The sequence below is a fragment of the Mycolicibacterium chubuense genome (genome assembly GCF_001044255.1).
GTDB classification, from domain to species: domain Bacteria; phylum Actinomycetota; class Actinomycetes; order Mycobacteriales; family Mycobacteriaceae; genus Mycobacterium; species Mycobacterium chubuense.
Window position 1 is genome coordinate 1 of record NZ_JYNX01000018.1, and the last position, 13,917, is coordinate 13,917.

General features: G+C 68.7%; 19 protein-coding genes and 3 tRNA genes. 15 read left to right on the forward strand and 7 right to left on the reverse strand.

The window, feature by feature from the left end; genetic code table 11:
• The coding region (gene recC / locus MCHUDSM44219_RS03940; protein WP_048416934.1) for an exodeoxyribonuclease V subunit gamma at window positions 1-2,562 on the reverse strand (2,562 nt) is incomplete at its 3' end.
• Between the two features lie 178 nt (window positions 2,563-2,740).
• The gene (locus tag MCHUDSM44219_RS03945; RefSeq protein ID WP_048416935.1) at window positions 2,741-3,067 is read right to left on the reverse strand and encodes a cupin domain-containing protein; all 327 of its coding nucleotides are present in this window, start codon (window positions 3,065-3,067) and stop codon (window positions 2,741-2,743) included.
• Between the two features lie 128 nt (window positions 3,068-3,195).
• On the opposite strand from MCHUDSM44219_RS03945, the gene fdxA reads away from it, so the two are divergent.
• From fdxA to MCHUDSM44219_RS03975, 6 genes are read left to right on the forward strand one after another with little or no spacing between them, the layout of a single operon-like run.
• Window positions 3,196-3,543, forward strand: a complete 348-nt coding sequence (fdxA, locus tag MCHUDSM44219_RS03950) for a ferredoxin (RefSeq protein WP_048416936.1) — start codon at window positions 3,196-3,198, stop codon at window positions 3,541-3,543.
• The gene (locus tag MCHUDSM44219_RS03955) at window positions 3,540-4,178 is read left to right on the forward strand and encodes a helix-turn-helix transcriptional regulator (RefSeq protein WP_048416937.1); all 639 of its coding nucleotides are present in this window, start codon (window positions 3,540-3,542) and stop codon (window positions 4,176-4,178) included. Before fdxA ends, MCHUDSM44219_RS03955 begins: the two co-directional genes overlap by 4 nt.
• On the forward strand, window positions 4,175-4,627 hold the full coding sequence (locus tag MCHUDSM44219_RS03960) for a hypothetical protein (protein WP_048416938.1): 453 nt from the start codon (window positions 4,175-4,177) through the stop codon (window positions 4,625-4,627). The genes MCHUDSM44219_RS03955 and MCHUDSM44219_RS03960 overlap by 4 nt, the downstream gene beginning before the upstream one ends.
• Window positions 4,628-4,655: 28 nt before the next feature.
• Window positions 4,656-4,997, forward strand: coding sequence for a hypothetical protein (locus MCHUDSM44219_RS03965; protein ID WP_174894755.1), 342 nt, complete (start codon window positions 4,656-4,658; stop codon window positions 4,995-4,997).
• A 5-nt stretch (window positions 4,998-5,002) separates the two neighbouring features.
• Entirely contained in the window at window positions 5,003-5,467 is a 465-nt protein-coding gene (locus MCHUDSM44219_RS03970; protein WP_048416975.1) for a group III truncated hemoglobin, read from the forward strand.
• Complete coding sequence (locus tag MCHUDSM44219_RS03975) at window positions 5,455-5,646, forward strand: ferredoxin (RefSeq protein WP_048416939.1); 192 nt, start codon at window positions 5,455-5,457, stop codon at window positions 5,644-5,646. Before MCHUDSM44219_RS03970 ends, MCHUDSM44219_RS03975 begins: the two co-directional genes overlap by 13 nt.
• Before the next feature lie 16 nt (window positions 5,647-5,662).
• Here the strand turns inward: MCHUDSM44219_RS03975 and MCHUDSM44219_RS03980 are convergent, their stop codons facing one another.
• Window positions 5,663-6,367, reverse strand: coding sequence for a DUF3060 domain-containing protein (locus tag MCHUDSM44219_RS03980; RefSeq protein WP_048416940.1), 705 nt, complete (start codon window positions 6,365-6,367; stop codon window positions 5,663-5,665).
• Between the two features lie 108 nt (window positions 6,368-6,475).
• On the opposite strand from MCHUDSM44219_RS03980, the gene MCHUDSM44219_RS03985 reads away from it, so the two are divergent.
• On the forward strand, window positions 6,476-7,579 hold the full coding sequence (locus MCHUDSM44219_RS03985) for an NAD(P)/FAD-dependent oxidoreductase (protein ID WP_048416976.1): 1,104 nt from the start codon (window positions 6,476-6,478) through the stop codon (window positions 7,577-7,579).
• On the opposite strand, the gene MCHUDSM44219_RS03990 is transcribed toward MCHUDSM44219_RS03985, so the two are convergent.
• Together MCHUDSM44219_RS03990 and MCHUDSM44219_RS03995 are read right to left on the reverse strand one after the other, a co-directional pair.
• Window positions 7,557-8,558: a magnesium transporter CorA family protein gene (locus MCHUDSM44219_RS03990; RefSeq protein ID WP_048416941.1), complete on the reverse strand. Its 1,002-nt coding sequence runs from the start codon at window positions 8,556-8,558 to the stop codon at window positions 7,557-7,559. The two genes, MCHUDSM44219_RS03985 and MCHUDSM44219_RS03990, sit on opposite strands and share 23 nt — an antisense overlap.
• Before the next feature lie 4 nt (window positions 8,559-8,562).
• Complete coding sequence (locus MCHUDSM44219_RS03995) at window positions 8,563-9,264, reverse strand: crotonase/enoyl-CoA hydratase family protein (protein ID WP_048416942.1); 702 nt, start codon at window positions 9,262-9,264, stop codon at window positions 8,563-8,565.
• A 280-nt stretch (window positions 9,265-9,544) separates the two neighbouring features.
• On the opposite strand from MCHUDSM44219_RS03995, the gene MCHUDSM44219_RS29920 reads away from it, so the two are divergent.
• Entirely contained in the window at window positions 9,545-9,688 is a 144-nt protein-coding gene (locus MCHUDSM44219_RS29920) for a hypothetical protein (protein WP_157868746.1), read from the forward strand.
• A gap of 2 nt (window positions 9,689-9,690) precedes the next feature.
• Here MCHUDSM44219_RS29920 and MCHUDSM44219_RS04005 read toward each other — a convergent pair whose 3' ends face one another.
• Together MCHUDSM44219_RS04005 and MCHUDSM44219_RS04010 are read right to left on the reverse strand one after the other, a co-directional pair.
• On the reverse strand, window positions 9,691-10,710 hold the full coding sequence (locus MCHUDSM44219_RS04005; RefSeq protein WP_048416944.1) for a phospholipase effector Tle1 domain-containing protein: 1,020 nt from the start codon (window positions 10,708-10,710) through the stop codon (window positions 9,691-9,693).
• Between the two features lie 159 nt (window positions 10,711-10,869).
• Entirely contained in the window at window positions 10,870-11,586 is a 717-nt protein-coding gene (locus MCHUDSM44219_RS04010) for an MBL fold metallo-hydrolase (protein ID WP_048416945.1), read from the reverse strand.
• 134 nt (window positions 11,587-11,720) lie between these two features.
• On the opposite strand from MCHUDSM44219_RS04010, the gene MCHUDSM44219_RS04015 reads away from it, so the two are divergent.
• From MCHUDSM44219_RS04015 to MCHUDSM44219_RS04045, 7 genes are all read left to right on the forward strand, one after another.
• Window positions 11,721-11,793, forward strand: a tRNA-Thr gene (locus MCHUDSM44219_RS04015).
• A 25-nt stretch (window positions 11,794-11,818) separates the two neighbouring features.
• A tRNA-Met gene (locus MCHUDSM44219_RS04020) sits at window positions 11,819-11,892 on the forward strand.
• A 38-nt stretch (window positions 11,893-11,930) separates the two neighbouring features.
• Complete coding sequence (gene rpmG, locus MCHUDSM44219_RS04025) at window positions 11,931-12,098, forward strand: 50S ribosomal protein L33 (RefSeq protein ID WP_003929651.1); 168 nt, start codon at window positions 11,931-11,933, stop codon at window positions 12,096-12,098.
• A 69-nt stretch (window positions 12,099-12,167) separates the two neighbouring features.
• A complete protein-coding gene (hadA, locus tag MCHUDSM44219_RS04030) occupies window positions 12,168-12,647 on the forward strand; it encodes a (3R)-hydroxyacyl-ACP dehydratase subunit HadA (RefSeq protein WP_048416946.1) in 480 nt (159 codons plus the stop codon).
• Window positions 12,634-13,062, forward strand: coding sequence for a (3R)-hydroxyacyl-ACP dehydratase subunit HadB (hadB, locus tag MCHUDSM44219_RS04035; protein ID WP_048416947.1), 429 nt, complete (start codon window positions 12,634-12,636; stop codon window positions 13,060-13,062). Before hadA ends, hadB begins: the two co-directional genes overlap by 14 nt.
• A 14-nt stretch (window positions 13,063-13,076) precedes the next feature.
• The gene (hadC, locus tag MCHUDSM44219_RS04040) at window positions 13,077-13,634 is read left to right on the forward strand and encodes a (3R)-hydroxyacyl-ACP dehydratase subunit HadC (protein WP_048416948.1); all 558 of its coding nucleotides are present in this window, start codon (window positions 13,077-13,079) and stop codon (window positions 13,632-13,634) included.
• Window positions 13,635-13,759: 125 nt separating this feature from the next.
• A tRNA-Trp gene (locus MCHUDSM44219_RS04045) sits at window positions 13,760-13,832 on the forward strand.
• Window positions 13,833-13,917: the final 85 nt, after the last annotated feature.

Here is a 13,917-nt window from a genome sequence, read left to right on the forward strand (position 1 = left end):
CATCCCGCGCAGCATGTCCTCGAGCATCCGGTCGCCGATCTTCCATTCCGCCAACGCGTCGATCTCGACGGGCATCCCGTCCTCGACGGCGTCGACGTCCCAGGGCAGCGTGTAATCGAGGGCCCGGAAGAAGCCCTTGACCGGATCCTTGAAGAAGGCGATGAGATCGTCGAGCACGACGTCGTCAGCCGGCGGCGTGGGCAGAGGTGCACCGATCAGTGGTGGCCTGGCGGTCCGCTCGGCGGTCGCGACCTTCGCGGCGGTCAGCGCGGTGGTGTCGAACGTGAACGGCTCGCCCGGCGGTGCGCCCAGCGCTCCCGGCGTGACGTTGCGAACATCGAACGGCTGCAACGGATGCCGGATGTGGACATGGTCGCGTACCGGTCTGGGTGTGGTGACGTCGAGGACGTCGAGCAGCTCGACGAGCGGCACCGCCGGCGGTTTGCGCTGCCCCGAGTACTCGTTGGCGCCGGTGTAGGTGATCACCAACCGCTCCGTGGCCGCGCCGATCGCGTCGAGCAGCAACTGGCGGTCCTCGGAGCGGCTGTCCCGTTCCCCGGTCATCGGATCGCGGGCGAGCGCGTCGTCGCCGTCGGACACGCCCTGGCGGGGGAACACCCCGTCGTCGAGCCCCACCAGGCACACCACCCGGTGGGGCACCGAGCGCATCGGCACCATCGTGCAGACGGTCAGCGTGCCGGTCCGGAAGTTGGCACGGGTGGGCCGGCCGGCGAGGTGACGGTCCAGCAGCGCCTTGACGTCGGCCAGGCGGAGCAGCGTCTCCGCCTGCGCGCCGGCGTCGGTGAGGATGTCGGCGAACTCCCGGTCGACCTGGGCGCCCTGCCACGCATCGGCGTCCGGGGCGGCGGTGAGCTGATCGAGCCCGGAGCGCAGCGCGGTCAGCCATGAACGCAGTGTCTTTGTGCCGCTGAGGTTCTCGACGCTGATGCGGAGAAGTTCGATGTACTCGGCCAGCCTGCCGGCCAGTTCCACCCGGTTGCTGCCGACGTCGTCGAGGGGCAGTGTGGTGTCCAGCCAGGCGTGCGCGTCTTCTGACATCGCGACCCCCACCAGCACCCGGTCGATGCCGAACCGCCAGGTGTTCTGCACGAAGTCGACGCCGTAGGGGTGCCGGTGCTCGCGGTCGAACCCCCAGCGGATGTTGGCCTCCCGCACCCAGTCTCCGATGGCGTCGAGGTCGTCGTCGGTGAAGCCGAACCGGAACCGGATCGGGGCCGCCTCGGCGAGGTTGAGCACTTCACTGGCGGTGGCGCGCCCACCGGCCAGCGCGAGCAACTGAGAGGCCACGCCCAGCAGCGGGTTGGTCTGGGTGAGCGCCCGGTCGGCCAGCTTGACGCGTAGCCGGTGGGCCGGATGCGCGCCCGTCACGACGTCGCCGAGACCGAAGCCCGCCACGATCAGCGGTGCGAAGGTCTCGATGTCGGGGCACATGACGAGGATGTCGCGCGGTTCGAGAGTGGGATCGTCGGTGAGCACACCGAGCAGTACCTCCCGCAGCACGTCGATCTGCCGCGCGGGACCGTGGCAGCTGTGCACCTGAACCGACCGATCGGCGCTGTCGAACGAACGACCCTGCGCGCGAACGGTGTTCGCGGCGATATCGGACTGCAGCCAGCCGAGCAGTGTCGCCGGACGATCGGCCGAGCCGAGAAACGTGTCCGATGCCGGGGCGGCCGGCAGTGCGCGCTGCAGTTCACGCAGATCGCGGCCCAGCGTCGCGAGCAGCGGGTGACCGACGGCGCGGTGCGACGTGTCGGTGCGCCGCGGCACCGGCCCGTGGCCTCCCCTCAGCGCCACCCACAGATCGTCGCTGGGGTGCGGCAGCCACAGGTGCAGCTCGTGGTGCGCGCCGAGCGCGTGCAGCAGTTCGATCTCGGTGAGCGGCAATCGGGTGTGACCGAACAGCGACAACCGGCTCGGCAGGTCGGTGGCGGAGTCCCGCAGCCGCGCAACGGCTTTGGCGTGCCGGACGGGCGGCGGGTCGGCGTCGACCCGAGCCAGCAGCGCGCGGTAGAGCTCCGGTTGCCACCTCAGGTCCGCGTCGAGCGCGTCGGTGCGGCCTTCGGCCCAGTCGACCAGCAGCTGCGGGCGCTGGCGGGCGTAGGAGGCGAACAGGCCGGCGATCCGGCGGGCGACGGCGTAGCGGCGGCCCTGACGCAGCTCCCTCTCCTCGCCCTGCTCGGTGTGGCCGAGGTGCGCGGCGAGCGTCGCGCACCACGGCTGGTCCAGCGAGCCGTCGATGACGTCGAGCAGCGGCCAGACCATGGCGTCGGGCGCCCAGGGGTCGTCGTCGGTGGTGTCGGTCAGTTCGGCGACCAGCGAGCGCGGGTGGCGGAACGTGATGCCGGCGCACACTCCGTCCTGACCGTCGCCGCGGCCCAGGATGTGGGAGAGCCGCTGACTCAGCCAGCGCTCGGTGCCGCGCGCCGAGACCAGCACGAGGTCCTCGGCGAACGGGTCGGGGGGTGGAACGGTCAGCATCGCGCCCAGGCCGTCGGCGAGGAGGTCGGTGCGATCGGCCCGATGGAGGTGTAGCGCCATCCCTGCACACACTAGTGCGTGGGTCGGATACCCGGGTGCGGGTCGGCACACCCGAGGGCGAGTGTGAAGTCTCGTTCACTGCAGCGCCCGCTGTCGGAGTATCGCCGTCGACGGCATGACGACACGTCGAAAGTTGAGAACCGGGCCCTGGGATGCACTGAGGCAGCCTGGCCAAAGACTACTTCGCGACGGTGAGCAACACGGCGCTGTCCTCGAGGGCTTCGAGACTGTGTCGGTGTGGGGGGATGATCACCAGGTCACCGGCGCGGCCCTCCCATGCGCTGTCGCCCGCACGGAGGAGCACCCGGCCGCTCAGCACGAACAGAGTCGCTTCGCCAGGGCTCTCGTGCTCGGACAGCGATGTGCCCGCGGTGAGGGCGAGGACCGTCTGGCGCAACGTCAATTCGTGACCGCCGTAGACGGTGCCGGCGCTGCGCCCGGTGGTTGCCGCTGCGGCCTTCTCGAGGTGTTCACGAGCGACGGCGTCCAGGGAGAGCTTGTGCATGGTGATCCTTCGGTCGGTGTCCGCTCGGGTCACGAGCGGGCGTGCCCCACCACTTTAACCAATACTGAGTTGGAGAAATCTTCCGCGTATCTAGTTTTCACAAGACATTGTTGTGTAAAATGGGGGCCATGACCTACGTGATCGGAAAGTCGTGTGTGGATGTGAAGGACCGCGCCTGCGTGGAAGAGTGCCCGGTGGACTGCATCTACGAAGGTGGCCGCGCGCTCTACATCCATCCGGACGAATGCGTGGACTGTGGAGCATGCGAACCAGTCTGCCCGGTGGAGGCGATCTACTACGAAGACGATCTGCCGGCCGACCAGCACGATCATCTGGTCGACAATGCGGCCTTCTTCTCCGACCCGCTGCCCGGACGCGAGGGCCCGCTCGGCTCGCCGGGAGGTGCGGCCAAGCTCGGCCCGTTGGCGGTGGATGCGCCGTTGGTCGCTGGGATGCCCCCGCAGGAGCAGTCGTGAGCGGGCGGCGCGCAGAGGTGCTGAAGGTGCTGCGGGCCGCCGACGGCCCGCTGAGTATCACCGCGATCGCCGGCGAGTTGGCGATACACCCCAATACCGTGCGCTTCCACCTCGATGCGCTGGCAGAAACCGGGCAGGTCGAGGCGGTCGAGGCCGGTCGCACCAAGCCCGGCCGCCCGCCCCTGATGTTCCGGGCGGTCGCGGGCATGGACCCGGCCGGACCCCGCGATTACCAGATGCTGGCGGGCATTCTCGCCGACGCGCTTGCCCGTCAGCCGCGGCCGTCGGCGCGGGCCATGGCGGCGGGGCGGGCCAGCGCCGAGCGTGTCGCAGAGCCCGCCCGCACGCGCAGTCGGCGCCAGGCCGTCGACCGACTCACCGGGCTGCTCGACCAACTGGGATTCGCCCCCGAAAAAGACTCAGCGGCAACGAAGTCCGATGAGATCCGGCTGCGCAACTGTCCGTTCCTGGAACTGGTCGACACCCGCAGAGATGTGATCTGCCCGATCCACCTGGGGATCATGCAGGGCGCACTCGAAGCGTGGGACGCGCCCATCACCGTCGACGCGCTCACTCCGTTCGCCGAGCCGGACCTGTGCGTCGCGCATCTCGTCTCGGCAGGCAGCGCGTCATGAGTACCGCGCACGCCGTTGCCGCCGCGGTCAGCTTCACGTGGCTGGGCATGGTCATCGCCATTTCGTTCATCGAAGCGCCGCTGAAGTTCCGCGCCCCCGGGGTGTCGCTGCAGATCGGCTTGGGTATCGGACGGTTGGTGTTCCGCGCCCTGAACACCGTCGAGGCCGTCCTGGCCGTGGTTCTGCTGATCGTCCTCGTGGCTGACCCGCCGTCGCCGACCGCCGCCGCCGCCGTATCGGTGGTCGTGGTGGCGTTGGCCGCGCAACTGTTGGTGGTGCGGCCGCGTCTGGCGCGGCGCTCCGATGTGGTCCTCGCCGGGCCGGCTGCTGCGCACGAGCCCGGCCAACCGACCCGCCGGTCGCGGGTCCACTACAGCTACGTCGGTTTGGAACTGGTGAAGATCGCCGCCTTGGTCATCAGCGGTGCCGCAGCGCTCGCAGGCGCCTGAACACCGAACAGCGCATGAGGAGAGAACCATGAAATCTTTTCCCCTTCGAGTGGTCACCAGCGTGGAGAGCGACCAGCCAAGCCCACACGGGCTGTGGGAGTCCGATCCCGACGCGATCGCCTGGGACTTCCTCGGATCCGAGTTCACCGGGCTCGCCTACGCCAACTGGCCGATCGAGCGCCGTGTGGGCGCCTATCTGACCCACAACGGCATGGCTCAGCTGTGGAACAACGGCGACGCTCATGCCGCCGTCCTGCACCGCGTGCTGGCGAACGTCGGCGCGGCCCTGCGCAATGGGACGCTGCCCACCGCCACCTGGGCGGGCTCGCGGTTGCACCCTCGGGCAGAGCGCATCGCGGTGTCCGGGTGAACTGCATGGCTGACGCGGCGTCGGCCGGCGCGGGTCGTCGCGATCTGGCCACCCGTAGGGACATCGAAGTGCTGCTGCGCCGCTTCTACAACGAAGCGTTCCGCGACGAGATTCTCGCCCCGCCGTTCGCCGAACTCGCTTCGCACGGGCTCGAACAACACCTTCCCGTCATGTGCGACTTCTGGGAGACCGTGCTGTTCCGGGCCGGGCTGTACCGGCGGAACGCGCTGACGGTCCATCGACGCATCCACGAGTGCACACCGCTGTCCGCGGTGCATTTCACGCGCTGGCTCGCCGTGTGGACCGCTACCGTCGACCAGATGTACCAGGGGCCTGTCGCCGAACACGCCAAGATCCACGCCGGCCGGATCGCCGCCGCCATGAACCGGCGCCTCACCGGTGTCGACGACCCGGGGCGGCCACATCGATCCCTTCGAACCGCAATCAAGGAGCAGCCATGCGCGTTCTAGTCGACCGTGATCGCTGTGAGGGCAATGCCGTCTGCGTGCGGATCGCACCGAAGATCTTTTCGCTCGACGACGACGATTACGCCGTGGTCAGCGCCGACCCACTGCCCGCCGACCAGGAGGCGCTCGTCGAGCAGGCCATCGCCGAGTGTCCGCGCGCGGCTCTGTCGCGCGCGGACTGAACCGGGTGCGCTGGATTCAGCCCCGTTCGATGACGTTGCCGGTGCCCGATTGCGAGGTCTGCGGGTCCCCGTTGCGGTAGGTCACCTTGTTGTCGAAGCCCGATGCGCCGATGGTGTCGGCCGATTCCACCGTGATCGTGTTGTCCATCCCCGATACCGTCACCGCCGCGCAGGAGCCCTGCACCTCGATGGTGTTGTTCATGCCGCTGATGCTCACGGTGCCCTGGTTGCAGACCACGGTCTGCTTCTTGTCGACACCGCCGATCGACAGCGAGCCACCGGCCTCCACGGTCAGCACCTCGTCGGAGGGGCCGACGCCCGGGATCGACGGCATGGACGGCATGGCCGGCAGCCCGGGGACGGACGGCATCGTGGGCATCGAGACCGGGCCGCCACCGCCGGACATACCGCCGGTCGAGGAGTTGCCCGCGAAGAAATAGACGACGACACCCACGATGCCCGCGACGACGACGACGCCGACGACGAGCGGGATCAGCCACAGCGCGGGCTGGTTGCGTTTGTGCACGACCTGCTGCGGCGGGGCGTAGTAGGGCGAGCCGTACTGGGGGTAGGGCGGGGCCTGGTAGGGGCCGGTGGGCGGGGCGCCGTACGGAGGAGGCGGAAGCGGCGCGGTCACGCCCATCTCGGTGGCACCGGCCTGCTCGGCGAGCGGTCGCTCCAGGTCGCGGATGCGGGCCTCAGGGTCCCCTGTTGGCTCCATGCGCCGATGCTCGCACACCGGGCGCGCGCGCTCAACGGATCTGACCAAACCCTGACCGGTTTGCTCCGCCCGCGGTTGGGGCGCTTCCGCACGTGGTACCCACAGGCCATGGTGGCACCGGGATTCCTCGCCATCGGCAGTGGTCCCGCCGGGGTCAGCGCGGCCGAGACGTTCCGCGCACGGCACCGGCACATCCCGGTGCGGATCCTGTCGACCGACCCGGCGCTGCCGTATGCCAAGCCGCCGCTGAGCAAACAGTATCTGTGCGGCCGGGCCGCCGAGCTCGACCTGCACAGCGCAGGATGGTTCGACCGCAACGACATCGACCTGATCCTCGGCGTCACGGTCGACCGCATCGACCTCGCGGCCCAGGAGGTCGTCACCGCCGGCGGGATGCGCTACCCGTACTGGCACCTGGTGCTGGCCTCCGGTTCCCGCGCGGTGCCGTTGACGGTGCCCGGTGCGGAGCGGGCGCTGCCGTTGCGGTCGTTCACCGACGCGGTCGCGCTGCGGATGGCGGCGCGGCACGCAGGCTCGGCGGTGGTGATCGGGGCCGGGTTGATCGGCTGCGAGGCGGCGGCCTGTCTGGCCGAATGCGGGGTCGACACCACGGTCGTCGCGCCGGAGTCGGTGCCGTTGGCCCGCCGCTTCGGCGTCGACGTCGGCGAGCGCGTGGTCAAGATGCTCTCCGATGCCGGGGTGCATTTCGTCGGGTCGGCGCCCGCTGCGGCGGTCGGGGACGGCGGGGTGACCCTCGCCTCCGGCGAGGAGGTCGAGGGCGAGCTCGTCGTCGCCGCGACAGGGGTCCGGCCCGACGTGCGGCTGGCCGTCGAGGCGGGCCTCGACACTCGCGAGGGCCGGGTCGTCGTCGACGAACACATGCACACCTCGGCGCAGAACGTCTTCGCCGCCGGAGACATCACGCTGGCACACAACGTCGCCGCCGGGCGCGCGGTGGCCGCCGAACACTGGCGCGACGCCGCCCAGCAGGGCCTGGTCGCGGGACTGACCGCCGCCGGCTACCCGGCGTCGTGGGACACGGTGCCCGGATTCTCCTGCACCATCGGCGCTTTCACGCTCAAGTACCGAGGCTGGGGAGCCGGCTGGGACGCGTGCTCGGTGTCCGAGCGGCGTCATGGGTTCACCGCCACGTACTCCGGTGCCGGCGCCGTCCTCGGAACACTGGACGCTACAGCCAGTCCCGCCGCTTGAACATCACGTACAGGACGAGCACCAGCACCACGATGATCGCCGAGCTGGTGAGGAATCCGGCGACGGTCTCGATACCGGGATAGTCGACGTTCTGGCCGTAGAACCCGGTGATCGCCGTCGGCACCGCGATGATGGCCGCCCAGCCGGTGAGTTTCTTCATCACGGTGTTCAGTCGCGCGTCCTGCAGCGACAGATTGGTCTCGAAGACGGTGGTGACCATGTCCCGCAACGACTCCGTCCACTCGGAGACCCGCAGCACGTGGTCGTACAGGTCGGCGTAGACGGGGTCCAACTCCGGTGCGGTCTTCGCGTCGAGCCTGCGATGCTGGATCGCCGAGACCACCTCGCGCATCGGCAGCACCACCCGGCGCAGCGCGACCAGATCCTTGCGCAACTGGAACGTCTTGCGCTGCAGTCCCTTCCGCGGAGTCTCTTCGGCGAACAGATCGTCTTCGAGGCTCTCGATCGCGTCGTCGAGCACCTGCACCGCGGTGAAGTGCCCGTCGACCACCACATCGAGCAGACCGTGGACCAGCGCGCCCACCCCGTACTCCTGGCCGCCGAGCTCGTCGAACCGGCGCGACACCTCGTCGATGTCGAAATGCGGTGACAGCCGGACGGTGATCAGCCCACGCGGCAGCACGAAACCCGAGATCCGTTGCACCTCAAGCAGCGACGGCGACGCGTCGCCGGGTGCGGTGTCGGGCGCCTCGGTCATCGTGACGCCGTACACGGTGAAGAACGTGTGGGTGCGGTAGACGACGGCCTTGGTGCGTTCGGCGTCGGCGAGCGCGTCTTCGACGGCCCACGCGTTCAGATGCAGTTCCTCGGCGAGGTCTTTGAGGATCGCGTGGTCGGGATCGTAGATGTCGCACCACACCAGGGTGTCCTCGGCGGCCAGGCAGTCGGAGATCGACGAGAACACGAAGTCGTCCTGGGGTTCGCCGTGTCGCCAGGTCCGGCCGCGCACGTGGGTCACGTGCCTACCCCAGGCTGAATTCGGTTGCCAGGCCGTCGATTCCGACCTGGATCGCGTCCAGGGCGGACTTGCGAGCCTTGAGCTTGGTGGCCAGGTGCGCTCCGGCGTGCAGCGTCGCCGCCGCCTCCGCAGCCACCTGCTGGGCGCGGGCGAGGACCTGGTCGGCCTCGACGATCTCGTCGAGCCAGCCGCCGGCGATCGCCTCGTCGCCCATGAATGTCGCGGCCAGTGCGGTGCCCCGCTCGAACGCCGCCGGGGTCAGCCGCATCCGCATGATCTCGATGGCCGAGATCGGGATCGTCATCCCGATGGCGACCTCGATGGCCTGGCAGCGCGACTTCGGCGCGCCGACGCGGTGATCAGCCGACAGCAGCAGGAACGATCCCATCGCGATCGCCGGTCCGGTGGCGGCGATGATCACCGGCACGGGGAACGTCAGCGTCCGCACCGACAGCCTGAACCCGCCCGCGAGCATGTCGTGCGCGGCGGCCGCGTCACCAGACTGGAACACCGCGAGGTCGAAGCCACCGCTGAACACCCGGGCGTTGCCCGCCAGCACGACGGCCCTGGCCTTGTCGGCCTCGGCCCGGTCCAGTGCCTCGTTGATGGCGCCCTGCATCGCCGGTCCCAGCACGTTGACCTTGCCGTCGTCCAGCGTGATGGTGGCGACGGAGTCGGCGAGTGCGTAGGAAACGGTGCTGGTCATGGTGGCTCCTGGGGGCGGTGGGTCGGGCGGATCGAAGGTAGCACCGGCGGGCAGGAGCGAAGCGACCCGGGAATAGCACCGGCGGGCAGGAGCGAAGCGACCCGGGAATATCACCGGCGGGAAAACCGGAAGCGACCCGGGAAACTACCCGCACGTGTAGGTGGCGGCGGCACGCGATGCACGTAGCCGACTACGCACGACTCCGGTCGTGCGCGTCCCTAGCGTTCCTGTCAGCGCGGCGGAACGAGGGGTCGCCGCGCTCCAGACGAAGGAGGACATCATGCGCGTCACCAGAAGGCAGTCGGCCGACGATCTCGGATCCGAGCGGCGCACCCGCCGCACGAGGAAGTCGAAGCGCCACGACGGCAACGGAATTCCGAAGCTCGGGCTCTGGGAGTGCGGGATCGGGTCGGGCTGGAAGTAGCGCTAGGACGCCGAGGCCAGTTCGGGTTGCGCGGCGGACGTCTCGATCGGCGATGGGGCAGCCATCAGACGTTCGCCGCGCGCCACCCAGTCCGGATCGGCCCACTCGATGCAGGCCGGGAGCCGGCGCCAGTACGACGGGTGCGCCCGCAGGTAGCAATCCACGCTGGCGTGCACGGCGGCGCCGGAGGGGATTCGGCGAAGGGAAACCGGGTGGGTGCTTCCGGCCAGTGCGTCGACGGCGCAGGGGGCAGGTGTCTGGTGACGGGCCGCGTCGGCGACCTCGAGCCCCGCGGCGACCGCGCCGTCGAGCACCCAGTCCAGCGCGATGTCCGCCAGCGGCGCGCAGGCGTGCCTGCCGCGGGTGATGTCGCAGTGCGCGCCGCGGAACCACACCTCCTCCACCTCGGGGAGGGTGTGGCCGAGCGGAACCGGGGCCACGCGCGCGTCGATGGCCAGCGCATGGCGCGCTGCGCCGACCCGGGAGAGCGGGTCGGGGCCGTTGCGGCGCGGAAGACCCGGCACGCCGACGGTGTCCCACAGCCCGAGGAATTCGACGCCGACCGACGCGTCGGCGCATCCGCTCAGCGCGGCGGCGAGTCGTCCGACGCGCTGCCAATCGGCCGGCTCCCGCGGGGTGCGGGGTACCGCGTAGGTGGCGAGCACGTACTCGCGCAGTTCGGGCGCCGGGGCGTCGGAGGTGGAGGACAGGACGCCGACGGTGCCCAGCAGTCGGGTGAGGGCCCGCGCGCAGTACCCGCCGCGACCGGCCCCGAAGACGAACACGCGGTCACCGGACTCCCAGTGCTCGGCGAGATATTCGTAGGCCTCCACCACGTGGGCACGTGCCACCTCGACCTCGCGGGCCCGTCGCCGGCGCAGGCTGCGCACGGGCGGTTGGTCGCCGGCGGTGCCGATCGACGACCAGACGATCTGTCGGTCGGAGCGGCAGAGCAACTCGCCGAGCGCCGCGGCGTTACCGCGATAGCCGGACTGGTCGAAGCACAGCGCGATGTTCTTCACGAGGACCCCCCGACGCGATCAAGCGGTGAGCGCTGTCTTAGGAGTTTGCCAGAATGGTGGCTCGTTGTCTTCGAATTGCCGCGTCAATCCCGCTGGTGGCCGCGGCATTCGCTCAGATCAGCTAAGTAAAGTGCGGGTCCTGCGCAATTGACGAATGCGTCAGGCACCCATCAGTGTGCGCCACTGCTCGAGGTTGCTGGCGCGGTAGACGTAGTTGGTGCGGCGCACGTCGGTCAGCGGCGCGCTGGGCTGCGTCGAATACCAGTGCCCCGGGAACACCGTCGGGTCGCCGGGCAACTGCGCGAGCGCCTCAAGACTGCGGAACATGTCGTCGACGTTGCCGCCCGGGAAGTCCGTCCGACCGCATCCGTCGAGGAACAGGGTGTCCCCGGCGACCAGCCGGCCGTCGAGCAGGAAGCACTGGCTGCCAGGGGTGTGTCCGGGGGTGTGCAGCAGTTCGATGTCGATGTCGCCGACGCTGACCGTGTCGCCGTGCCGATGCGCGGTCAGCTCGCTGCGGGCGATACCGGTGACGCGGGAGACCCACTCGGCTTCCTCGGTGTTGACGTGCACGGGCACACTGACCCGCTCCAGCAGCTCGGCGAGCCCCTTGAGCTCGAAGCCCATCATCGAACCGCCCACGTGGTCGGGATGATGATGGGTGACCAGCACCCCCGACAGCGTCATCCCGTCGGCCTCCAGCACGTCCACCAGATCCTGCGCGGCGTACGCCGGATCGACGACGACGGCGTCGCCGGTCTCCCGGTCCCCGATCAGGTAGGCGAAATTGCGCATCTGCTGGGCGATCATGTCGCCGGTGGCGAAATCGCGGCCCGAGAGCAGCTGTTTGAAGTAGAGGCGGTCGGAGTCGGCCATGCCGGTCAGCGTAGGCGGTCAGCCGCAGGGGCCGGTCGCAAGCCGACAGTGACCAGCCGTTTGGCGCCGCAATCGGTGAGAATGTACCCTCTTTAAGGCTCGTCGCTTGGCGATGCGCCGAGTACGCGAGACAGGCCCCCTTAGCTCAGTCGGTAGAGCGTTTCCATGGTAAGGAAAAGGTCAACGGTTCGATTCCGTTAGGGGGCTCGGTGGACCGCTGCACGGTCCGCGGGGCGGTGTAGCTCAGCTGGTTAGAGCGCACGACTCATAATCGTGAGGTCGGGGGATCGAGCCCCCCCACCGCTACAAGAACTAACGAGACGTAGAAGAAAGAGACGACTGCCGTGGCCTCCAGTACCGACGTACGGCCCAAGATCACCTTGGCGTGCGAGGTGTGCAAGCACCGCAACTACATCACCAAGAAGAACCGCCGCAACGATCCCGATCGCCTCGAGATCAAGAAGTTCTGCCCGAACTGCGGCAAGCACCAGGCCCACAAAGAGTCGCGCTAGGCGGCACGACCGGCCCGGGCGCCGTCGGATGCACGCCGCGCCGCGCCTGACTAGGTAGGTTCATCAGTCGTGTCTTTCTTGGACGAGTACGTCGGGTTGCACTACCGCCATCCCGACCATTACGTCGTCGGACGCGAGAAGATCCGCGAGTACGCCACCGCGGTCAAGAACGACGACCCGGCCTTCTTCGACGAGAAGGCCGCCGCCGATCTGGGCTACGACGGGCTGCTGGCGCCGCTGACCTTCATCTCGGTGTTCGGCTACCAGGCGCAGTCGGCGATGTTCGCCGCCGCCAACATCGGCATCACGGACGCGAAGATCGTCCAGGTCGACCAGGCATTGAAGTTCGTCCGTCCCATCAAGGCCGGCGACACCCTGCACTGCGACGTGTGGATCGAATCGGTCCGCACGGCCCACGGCACCGACATCATCGTCACCAAGAACATCGTCAGCAACAGCAACGGCGAGGTCGTACAGGAGTCCTACACCACCCTTGCGGGGCGGAGTGAAGAAGACGGAGAGAGTGGCTTTTCCCATGGCACTGCGTGAGTTCAGTTCGGTCAAGGTCGGCGATCAGTTGCCCGAGAAGGTCATCACGTTGACCCGGGCGGACCTGGTCAACTACGCCGGAGTCTCCGGTGACCTGAACCCGATCCACTGGGACGATGACATCGCCAAGCAGGTCGGCCTGGACACCGCGATCGCGCACGGCATGCTGACCATGGGTCTGGGTGGCGGGTACGTCACCTCCTGGGTGGGCGACCCGGCCGCCGTCACCGAGTACAACGTGCGCTTCACCGCCGTCGTCCCCGTCCCCAACGACGGCAAGGGCGCCGAGATCGTGTTCAACGGCCGAGTGAAATCCGTTGATCCCGAATCGAAGTCGGTGACCGTGGCGCTGAGCGCCACCGCCGGCGGCAAGAAGATCTTCGGCCGCGCCGTGGCCGTGGCCACGCTGGCGTAGGCGGGTCTGCACACATGGCACTCAAGATCGACATCAGGGGCATGGTCTGGAAGTACCCCGAGCCCTACGTGGTGGGGCACGAGCAGATCCGGCAGTACGCCAATGCGGTCAAGTCGTACGACGCGACGAGCCACAGCCTGGAGGCGGCGCGGGCGGCGGGTCACGAGGCGCTGATCGCGCCCCCGACGTTCATGTCCATCTTCGCGGTGATGATCCAACGGCACTTCTTCCAGCACAACGACCTCGGCTTCGAGACCCTGCAGATCGTTCAGGTGGACCAGAAGTTCGAGTTCCACCGGCCCATCAAGGCGGGCGACGAACTGGAGGGAACGCTGTACGTCGTCAGCGTCGACGAACGCTTCGGCGCGGACATCGTCACCACCCGCAACACGCTGATCGATCAGCACGGCGAGCTGGTCATGGAGTCGTTCACGACGCTGATGGGCCACAGCGGCGAGAATTCGATCTCAGCTGGGTGGGATCCCGAGACGGGTCAGGTGATGCGCAAGCCCGTCGTGCACGACATCGGTGACGACGTCGCCGACGAGCCCGCGCAGGCCGGAACGGATTAGTAACTCGGACCTGCGGCACGCTACACTCGGTCCTCGGGGTTTTCCCAGTTGAGCGCGCTGTCCGTCGGGGTTGTGTCACCGAACGGGGAGCGCGCGAATTGTGTGGGCCCTGCAGGGAACCCTCTAGGGGCGTAGCTCAACTGGCAGAGCAGCGGTCTCCAAAACCGCAGGTTGCAGGTTCAAGTCCTGTCGCCCCTGCTCAACTGAATACTCGACACGTGGGCCCGCTGGCCGGTTCTGGATACTGGACAGTGACCCACCAACCGGACGATCACGAGGGAGC

Coding starts and splice junctions, on each gene's coding strand:
- MCHUDSM44219_RS03945 (WP_048416935.1), bottom strand. CDS start 3,067: ATGCACAAGCTCTCCCTGGACGCCGTCGCTCGTGAACACCTCGAGAAG.
- fdxA (WP_048416936.1), top strand. CDS start 3,196: ATGACCTACGTGATCGGAAAGTCGTGTGTGGATGTGAAGGACCGCGCC.
- MCHUDSM44219_RS03960 (WP_048416938.1), top strand. CDS start 4,175: ATGAGTACCGCGCACGCCGTTGCCGCCGCGGTCAGCTTCACGTGGCTG.
- MCHUDSM44219_RS03965 (WP_174894755.1), top strand. CDS start 4,656: ATGAAATCTTTTCCCCTTCGAGTGGTCACCAGCGTGGAGAGCGACCAG.
- MCHUDSM44219_RS03970 (WP_048416975.1), top strand. CDS start 5,003: ATGGCTGACGCGGCGTCGGCCGGCGCGGGTCGTCGCGATCTGGCCACC.
- MCHUDSM44219_RS03975 (WP_048416939.1), top strand. CDS start 5,455: ATGCGCGTTCTAGTCGACCGTGATCGCTGTGAGGGCAATGCCGTCTGC.
- MCHUDSM44219_RS03980 (WP_048416940.1), bottom strand. CDS start 6,367: ATGGAGCCAACAGGGGACCCTGAGGCCCGCATCCGCGACCTGGAGCGA.
- MCHUDSM44219_RS03985 (WP_048416976.1), top strand. CDS start 6,476: ATGGTGGCACCGGGATTCCTCGCCATCGGCAGTGGTCCCGCCGGGGTC.
- MCHUDSM44219_RS03995 (WP_048416942.1), bottom strand. CDS start 9,264: ATGACCAGCACCGTTTCCTACGCACTCGCCGACTCCGTCGCCACCATC.
- MCHUDSM44219_RS29920 (WP_157868746.1), top strand. CDS start 9,545: ATGCGCGTCACCAGAAGGCAGTCGGCCGACGATCTCGGATCCGAGCGG.
- MCHUDSM44219_RS04010 (WP_048416945.1), bottom strand. CDS start 11,586: ATGGCCGACTCCGACCGCCTCTACTTCAAACAGCTGCTCTCGGGCCGC.
- hadB (WP_048416947.1), top strand. CDS start 12,634: ATGGCACTGCGTGAGTTCAGTTCGGTCAAGGTCGGCGATCAGTTGCCC.
- hadC (WP_048416948.1), top strand. CDS start 13,077: ATGGCACTCAAGATCGACATCAGGGGCATGGTCTGGAAGTACCCCGAG.